This is a genomic window from Sphingomonas sp. ABOLH (assembly GCF_003951715.1).
Taxonomy (GTDB): Bacteria; Pseudomonadota; Alphaproteobacteria; order Sphingomonadales; family Sphingomonadaceae; genus Sphingomonas; species Sphingomonas hankookensis_A.
This window is the reverse complement of the sequence record NZ_QQWV01000028.1, coordinates 41,241-48,685: the sequence shown is the minus strand read 5'-3', so window position 1 is coordinate 48,685 and position 7,445 is coordinate 41,241. Positions and strand designations below refer to the sequence as shown.

Annotated in this window: 7 protein-coding genes; 4 read left to right on the top strand and 3 right to left on the bottom strand. The window is 68.4% G+C overall.

The annotated features are described in order from the left end of the window. Positions 1-895 (bottom strand): FAD-dependent oxidoreductase (locus CA237_RS13230; protein WP_126014340.1); only part of this gene is annotated, 895 nt, incomplete at its 3' end. A 129-nt stretch (positions 896-1,024) separates the two neighbouring features. Between CA237_RS13230 and CA237_RS13225 the strand changes: the two genes are divergently transcribed. The 3 genes from CA237_RS13225 to CA237_RS13215 all read left to right on the top strand — a co-directional run bounded on the left by CA237_RS13225 (position 1,025) and on the right by CA237_RS13215 (position 2,946). Next, positions 1,025-1,594 (top strand): LuxR C-terminal-related transcriptional regulator, encoded by a 570-nt coding sequence (locus tag CA237_RS13225; RefSeq protein WP_066694075.1) that lies wholly within the window; start codon positions 1,025-1,027, stop codon positions 1,592-1,594. Between the two features lie 495 nt (positions 1,595-2,089). After that, positions 2,090-2,455, top strand: coding sequence for a DUF393 domain-containing protein (locus tag CA237_RS13220; RefSeq protein ID WP_066694066.1), 366 nt, complete (start codon positions 2,090-2,092; stop codon positions 2,453-2,455). Next, entirely contained in the window at positions 2,452-2,946 is a 495-nt protein-coding gene (locus CA237_RS13215) for a DUF427 domain-containing protein (RefSeq protein WP_066694095.1), read from the top strand. The genes CA237_RS13220 and CA237_RS13215 overlap by 4 nt, the downstream gene beginning before the upstream one ends. Positions 2,947-3,008: 62 nt before the next feature. On the opposite strand, the gene CA237_RS13210 is transcribed toward CA237_RS13215, so the two are convergent. Next, positions 3,009-3,320, bottom strand: a complete 312-nt coding sequence (locus tag CA237_RS13210; protein WP_066694063.1) for a hypothetical protein — start codon at positions 3,318-3,320, stop codon at positions 3,009-3,011. Between the two features lie 248 nt (positions 3,321-3,568). Here CA237_RS13210 and CA237_RS13205 point away from each other — a divergent pair, with 248 nt between their 5' ends. Next, on the top strand, positions 3,569-4,933 hold the full coding sequence (locus CA237_RS13205; protein WP_066694060.1) for an NAD-dependent succinate-semialdehyde dehydrogenase: 1,365 nt from the start codon (positions 3,569-3,571) through the stop codon (positions 4,931-4,933). Between the two features lie 228 nt (positions 4,934-5,161). On the opposite strand, the gene katG is transcribed toward CA237_RS13205, so the two are convergent. Further along, complete coding sequence (gene katG, locus CA237_RS13200; RefSeq protein WP_066694058.1) at positions 5,162-7,396, bottom strand: catalase/peroxidase HPI; 2,235 nt, start codon at positions 7,394-7,396, stop codon at positions 5,162-5,164. Positions 7,397-7,445: the final 49 nt, after the last annotated feature.

Sequence of the window (7,445 nt, the reverse complement as noted above, 5' to 3'; positions counted from 1 at the left end):
CCGAAACCCACGCCCCCTCGACCCGCGGCGCGACCAGCCAGTCGCCGCACGCCCCCAGCCCCTCGGCCCAATAGCACCCGACGCCCGCGCCGTCCGACCGCGCATAGCGCCAGCGATGCGCCGCCCCGACCACCGGCGCCGGCAACCCCGCCACCCGCTCGCCCAGCGCCGCAGTCAGCTGCGCCACCACCCAGTCCCGCTCCGCCTCGACATGACGCTCCGACCAGTCGGCATCGGCATGGATCGTCCACGCCTCGCCCCCGCCATGGCCGGGCTTGGCCGGGTTGCGCGCCGCCCGGTCGATGACCCCGTGCCCGTCGAGCAAATCCGGCGCATCGATCGCCGCATCGAACCCCAGCATCACCGTCCAGCACGGCGCCGAACGATGCCCGCGCGCCAGCTCCGCCAGCGCATCGTCCACGCCCTCGGCCAACGGCACGACCTGTTCGGCCGGCAGCGCCAGCACCACCGCATCGAACGGCCCGACCGCTTCGCCCTCCAGCTCGACCCGCCAACGCCCGCCGTCACGCCGCACCCCATGGACATGGCTCGACCAGCGCACGTCGAGCGCATCGGCCATCGCTTTCAGCGGCGCATCCATGACCGGCGTGCCGACCCACGCATCCTCGCCCGCCGCCGGCCAGCGCGCGGCGATCCCCGCCGCTTCCCATGCCTGCAACTGCGCGACGAAGCCCGCGTCCCGCCCGGTCATGTACAGCGCCCCGAAATCGAACGCAAAATCCTGGCCGTCGGCCGACACCGCCCGGCTCGCCATCCGCCCGCTCGGCCGCCGCCCCTTGTCGAACAGCGTGACCGTCCGTCCCGCTTCGTGGAGCGCAGTGGCACAGGACAGCCCGGCCATCCCCGCGCCGATGATCGCAATCTCGCCCACCATGCCATCTCCCGTTTTCGCTGCGACGCAACGCACGGGCCGGACACGATGTTGCCGCGCTGCGTTTCCCGGTGCAAAGGCAACCATCTGGAGCGGCCAATCGGGGCCGCCGGTCGGTTCGGTCAGCAGCCCATGTCCCCGCGCGAAATGATTACCGGAAGCGCCATCGCCGCCGTCATCAGCGACCCCAATCTGCCCGACACGCCGATCATCGCCTGCAACCAGGCGTTCATCGACCTGACCGGCTATGCCGAGGACGAGATTCTCGGCCGCAACTGCCGCTTCCTGCGCGGCGCGGATACCGAGGAGACCGCGACCGAGGAACTGCGCGCCGCCGTCCGCGAACGTCGCGCGACGCTGGTCGAGATCCTCAATTACAAGAAGGACGGCACCCCGTTCCGCAACGCCGTCATGCTCGCGCCGATCTTCGGCGACGACGGGCGCCTGCGCTACATGCTCGGCTCGCAGATCGAGGTCGGCACGCCCCCCGACCATGACGCCGCCGCCCGCTTCGCCAACCTGACCCCGCGCCAGCGCGACGTGCTGAACGGGGTGATGCGCGGGCTGCTCAACAAACAGATCGCCTATGAACTGGGCATCAGCGAACGCACGGTAAAGCTGCACCGCGCGGAAATGCTGCAGGCGCTCGGCTGCCGCACGGTCGCCGAAGCGATCCGCCTCGCCGTCGAACAGGGGCTGTAGCGCCCGCCGCCCCGTTCGGTTCTCGGCAGGCTCGAAGCAAACGGGGGGCAGGGGGGACCTCGCCCAACCCCCACGTCACCCCGGACTGGATCCGGGGTCCCGCTTCTTCGCCGAAGTTGCCCCCCCCCGCGTCCCCGACCGCAACCCGTACCCCCGCGCAGGCGGGGGTCCAGGGTCACGGGCGCAACCGTTGCTCTGCTGAACGCCGCCCCCCTCCTGCGCGGGCGCACAACCGCAGCCGGCGCCTTTCCCGGTCGGTCCGCCCGCCGCCGACCCGCAAGTGTCAACTTCCGCCGCCATCGTACCGGCCTTGCCCCTTGGTACAGCTGTCACGCGCGCGCCGCTCCCCATCTTGGCCCCGACACATGAAAGGGTGGCGCTGCCGCCCGGAAAGGTTGCGTCCCATGCCTCGCCCCGCCAAGATATTGATGACCTATCTGGGCGTCGTGCTGATGATGGCGATCCTCGCGCTGGTGTTGTTCTATCAGATGACCCATGGCTGACCGGCCGTCCGCGCCGGCGCGGCTGACCGTGTGGTATGACGGCGGCTGTCCGCTGTGCCGGCGGGAAATCGCGCTGATGCAGCGGCTCGACCGGGGGCGGCGGATCGACTTCATCGATGCCGGCACCCCCGACACCTTCACCCCGATCGATCGCGGCCTGTTGCTGCAACGCTTTCACGCGCGCGAAAACGGGCGGATGGTGTCGGGCGCCGCCGCCTTCGCCGCGATGTGGCGCGCGATCCCGCTGTTGCGCCCGTTCGGCCTCGCCGCGCGCAACCGCATCGTGCTGCGCATGCTCGAACGCCTCTACCTCCGCTTCCTGCGCGTCCGCCCCGCGCTGCGACGGTGGGTGCGGTGACGCCGCGCCGCGAGTCCGTAGCGCCGGGGCAGGTCAGCGTGTGGGACTTTCCCCGCCCGGCCATCGCCGAGCCGTGCGACCGCCGCATCCGCATCGAACATCTGGGCAGGGTGATCGCCGACACGACCCGCGCCGTGCGCACGCTGGAGACCAGCCACCCGCCCGGCTATTACCTGCCCCAGGACGATATTGCGATGGAGCTGCTGCGCCCCGCGCCCGGCCGGTCGCTGTGCGAATGGAAGGGGCAGGCGCGCTATTGGGACGTGGTCGTCGGCGATACCGTGCTGCCGCGGGTTGGGTGGAGCTATGCCGACCCGACGCCCGCCTTCCGCATCCTCGCCGGCCACATCGCCTTCTATGCCGGCCCGTTCGACCGCTGCACCGTCGACGGCGTAACCGTCACCCCGCAGCCGGGCGGCTTCTATGGCGGATGGATCACCCCCGACCTTGCCGGCCCGTTCAAGGGGCCACCGGGCACGATGGGCTGGTGACGTGACACCGCCCCCGCTTCATGACGAAGCAGGGGCGGCGCAGGCGTGGGGGCGGGGAAGGATCAGCGCCCGGCGAGCGCGCGGTCCAGGTCGACGCCGCGGGCTTCCCACTCGCCGCGGGTCTTGCACACCTTGGTCAGGATGCGGCTGCCGGTGGTTTCGGTGCGGAAGCAGTAGCGGGCGTTGGGCGATGCCTTGAACGCGACCGCGGCGGGACCGGCGGCCAGCGTGACGCTGGTGGCGACCGAACCACCGGCAGCGACCGCGACCGGCGACGGGGCAGGGGCGGGGGCGGCTTCCGGCTCGGCGGCAAAGGCAGAGGTGGTCGCGGCCAGGCCGAGGACGATCGAAGCGATGGTGCGGATGACGGTCATGCTATGGCTCCCTTGAATTTCCGGTTGGTTCCGGTGATGCCGACAACATTGCACCCGCCGTGCCAGTTTTACGAAGGCAGCAATATCAATAGCTTACGCTACGACTACAATTGTAGCTGTGGGATTCGCCGCCATTGTCAGGCGCCATTTCCCAACTCTTGGGATGCGCCCGCCGCAACCCCGCCCGCCGCCCGGCGTTGAAACCGCCAATCGCGTAACCTTCGCCACCTTTTCGCCCCCGGAGGCCCATGTTCCACAGCACCAACCCCGCCACCGGGGAACGCTTCGCCACCCACCCCGAACTGACCGCCGACGAACTGGAGCAGAAGCTTGCCAAGGCCGCGACGGCGTTCGACCAATGGCGCCGGACCCCGATCGCCCACCGCGTCACGCTGCTGCGCGCCGTCGCCGATCGCTATGACGCGAACCGCGAGTCGCTAGCCCGCATGGCGACCGACGAGATGGGCAAGACGCTGAAATCGGCGCTGGCCGAGGTCGACAAATGCGCCGCCGCCTTCCGCCATTATGCCGATCACGGCCCGGCGATGCTGGAGCCCCAGCGCACCGAACTGACCGGCGGCGGCACGGCGGAGGTCACCTGGCTCCCGCAGGGTCCGGTGCTGGCGATCATGCCGTGGAACTTCCCCTATTGGCAGGCGGTCCGCTTCCTCGCCCCAACCATCCTCGCCGGCAATGTCGCGCTCCTCAAGCACGCCAGCATCGTGCAGGGCGTGGCGGCCCTGATGGAGGAAATGGCGCTGGAGGCCGGCGCACCGGAGGGGCTGTTCCAGAACCTCGCCATCAAATCCTCCGCCATCGCCGACCTGATCGCCGACGACCGTATCGTCGCGGTGACGCTGACCGGCAGCGAGGGGGCAGGGGTCGCCGTCGCGGAACAAGCCGGGCGGAACCTCAAGAAGGTCGTGCTGGAACTGGGCGGCTCGGACCCGTTCATCGTCATGCCCTCGGCCGACCTCGACGCGGCGGTCAAGGCGGCGGTGACCGGTCGCATCCAGAATAGCGGCCAGTCATGCATCTGCGCCAAGCGGATGATCGTCCACGCCGATATCTACGACGCGTTCCTCGACCGCTATGCGGCGGCGATGCGCGCGGTAAAGGCCGGCGACCCGACCGATCCGGCCAGCGACATGGGGCCGCTCAGCAGCTTCGAACAGCGTGACACCGTCCTCGAACAGCTGGCCGAGGCCAAGCGGCAGGGCGCGACACTGTTGTTCGGCGGGGAGAAGCCCGACCTGCCCGGCGCGTATCTCACCGCCGGCATCCTGACCGACGTGCCGCTCGACAGCCCGCTGATGGCGGAGGAGATTTTCGGCCCCATCGCCATGGTCTTCCGCGCGGCCGATATCGACGACGCGATCCGCATCGCCAACGCGATCCCGTTCGGCCTCGGCTCGGCGGTGTGGACGCAGGACGAAGCCGAACAGGACCGCTTCGTCCGCGACATCGCCGCGGGCATGACCGCGATCAACCAGATGCTCGCCTCCTCGCCCGAAGCCCCGTTCGGCGGCATCAAGCGCTCCGGCCATGGCCGCGAGCTGGGCCCGTTCGGCCTGCACGAGTTCATGAACCTGAAGACGGTCTTCCGGCCGTAGGAGGCGGCCTATTCTCTGGCCGTACCCCCGCGCAGGCGGGGGTCCAGGGTCACACCCACAGGCCGCAGTTTTCCTGGCTCTGGACCCCCGCCTGCGCGGGGGCACGGGTAGGGGAAGTATCGCCGAGGTCCTGCCTTCGCGGAAACAGCGACCGTTTAGCCCCCCCCAAACAGCAAACGGCGCGGGATCCCTCCCGCGCCGCTCACCTTCAACCGAAACGCCCGAAAATCAGGCCGGTTCGGCAACCCCGATCGGCTGCACGCTGTCGTGGTTCTGTTCCACGTCGAACCGGTCGGCGTTCATCACCTTGGTCCATGCCGTGACGAAATCGCGCACGAACTTTTCCTCATGCCCGTTCTCGGCATAGACCTCGGCCACCGCGCGCAGCTGGCTGTTCGACCCGAAGATCAGGTCGGTGCGCGTCGCGCGCCAGCGCTCGTGCTGCCCGGCGCGGTCATAGCCGATGAACTCCTCGTCGGCGCTGGTGTCGACCACCTTCCAGAAGGTGTCGTTGTTCAGCAGGTTGACGAAGAAGTCGTTGGTCAGCTGCCCCTTGCGGTCGGTGAACACGCCTTCCGGTGCGTCCTTGTAGTTGGCGCCGAGCACGCGCAGGCCACCGACCAGCACGGTCATTTCCGGCACCGACAGGCCCAGCAGCGACGCCCGGTCGAGCAGCAGCTCCTCGGTCTTCACGCTATGCTTGGTCTTGAGGTAATTGCGGAAGCCATCGGCGACCGGTTCCATCACCGCGAAGCTGTCGGCATCGGTCCATTCCTGCGTCGCGTCGCCGCGACCGCCGGTGAAGGGCACGTCGATCGCAAAGCCGGCATCCTTCGCCGCCTTCTCGATCGCCGCATTGCCGGCCAGCACGATCGCATCGGCCAGCGACAGGCTGCCCTTCAGCTCGCCGATCTTGGCGAGGACGGCCGACAGTTCCTCCGGCTCGTTCACCTTCCACCCGCGCTGCGGTTCCAGCGCGATGCGCGCGCCATTGGCGCCGCCGCGATGGTCCGACCGGCGATAGGTCGAGGCCGAGGCCCAGGCGGTCTTGACCAGCTGTCCGACCGAGAAGCCGGCGTCGAGGATCTTCGCCTTGAACGCCGCGACATCGGCGTCCGACGGCATGGTGCCGGCGGGCACCGGGTCCTGCCAGATCAGCGTCTCTTCCGGCACTTCCGGCCCGAGGTAGCGGACCTTCGGCCCCATGTCGCGGTGGGTCAGCTTGAACCAGGCGCGGGCAAAGGCGTCCTTGAACGCTTCATGGTCGTGGCGGAACTTCTCCGAAATGGCGCGCATCTCGGGATCGACCTTCAGCGCCATGTCGGCAGTGGTCATCATCGTCGGCACCCGCAGGTTCGGATCATGCGCCGCGGGGGCCATGTCCTCTTCCTTCTGATTGATCGGCTGCCACTGCTTGGCACCCGCCGGGCTGCGCACGAGTTCATACTCGTAATCGAGCAGCAGGCGGAAATAATTGCCCGACCATTCGGTGGGGGTGTTCACCCACGCGCCCTCGATGCCGCTGGTGGTGGTGTGCTCGCCAAAGCCGCTTTCGAAGCTGTTGGTCCAGCCCAGCCCCATCAGCGAGATATCGGCACCCTCGGGCGATTCCCCGACCAAGGTCGGATCGCCGGCACCATGCGCCTTGCCAAAGGTATGCCCGCCGGCAGTCAGCGCGACGGTTTCCTCGACGTTCATCGCCATCCGGGCAAAGGTTTCCTTGATGTCGCGCGCCGACTGCATCGCGTCGGGCACGCCACCGGGACCTTCCGGATTGACGTAGATCAGGCCCATCTGGATCGCGGCCAGCGGCTGTTCCAGCTCCAGCTCTTCCTCGGGCAGGATGCGGGTCTTGTTGTCGGGATGGCCGACGAACTGCTCTTCCGACCCCCAGTAAATGTCCTTTTCCGGCTCGAACACATCGGCACGACCGCCGCCGAAGCCGAACACCGGCCCGCCCATATTCTCGATCGCGACATTGCCGGCCAGGATGAACAGGTCGGCCCAGCTGATATGCTTGCCGTATTTCTGCTTGATCGGCCACAACAGGCGGCGCGCCTTGTCGAGATTGCCGTTGTCCGGCCAGCTGTTGAGCGGGGCGAAGCGCTGCTGCCCGCTGTTCGCGCCACCGCGTCCGTCTGCGGTGCGGTAGGTGCCGGCGGCGTGCCACGCCATGCGGATGAACAGACCGCCATAATTGCCGTAATCGGCCGGCCACCAGGGCTGGCTGTCGGTCATCAGCGCCTTCAGATCGGCCTTCAGCGCATGATAGTCGAGCTGCTTGAAGGCTTCGGCATAATCGAATTCATGCCCCATCGGGTCGGGCGAGGTGCCGCCCTGGTTGAGCACTTCCAGCGGCAGCGCATCAGGCCACCAGTCGCGGTTGGTGCGACCCACCAGCGATCGAACCGTGTTCGGTTGGTGGATCGGGCAGCCGCTCATCTCTCCGGTCTTTGCGTCCATAGCTCAGGCTCTCCATCAGAATGGCGGTGAGACTAACCGCTAACGCCGC

What these genes read in the sequence shown, in the direction of transcription:
- CA237_RS13225 (WP_066694075.1), top strand. Translation starts at nt 1,025, where the DNA reads ATGTCCCCGCGCGAAATGATTACCGGAAGCGCCATCGCCGCCGTCATC.
- CA237_RS13205 (WP_066694060.1), top strand. Translation starts at nt 3,569, where the DNA reads ATGTTCCACAGCACCAACCCCGCCACCGGGGAACGCTTCGCCACCCAC.
- CA237_RS13210 (WP_066694063.1), bottom strand. Translation starts at nt 3,320, where the DNA reads ATGACCGTCATCCGCACCATCGCTTCGATCGTCCTCGGCCTGGCCGCG.
- katG (WP_066694058.1), bottom strand. Translation starts at nt 7,396, where the DNA reads ATGGACGCAAAGACCGGAGAGATGAGCGGCTGCCCGATCCACCAACCG.
- CA237_RS13220 (WP_066694066.1), top strand. Translation starts at nt 2,090, where the DNA reads ATGGCTGACCGGCCGTCCGCGCCGGCGCGGCTGACCGTGTGGTATGAC.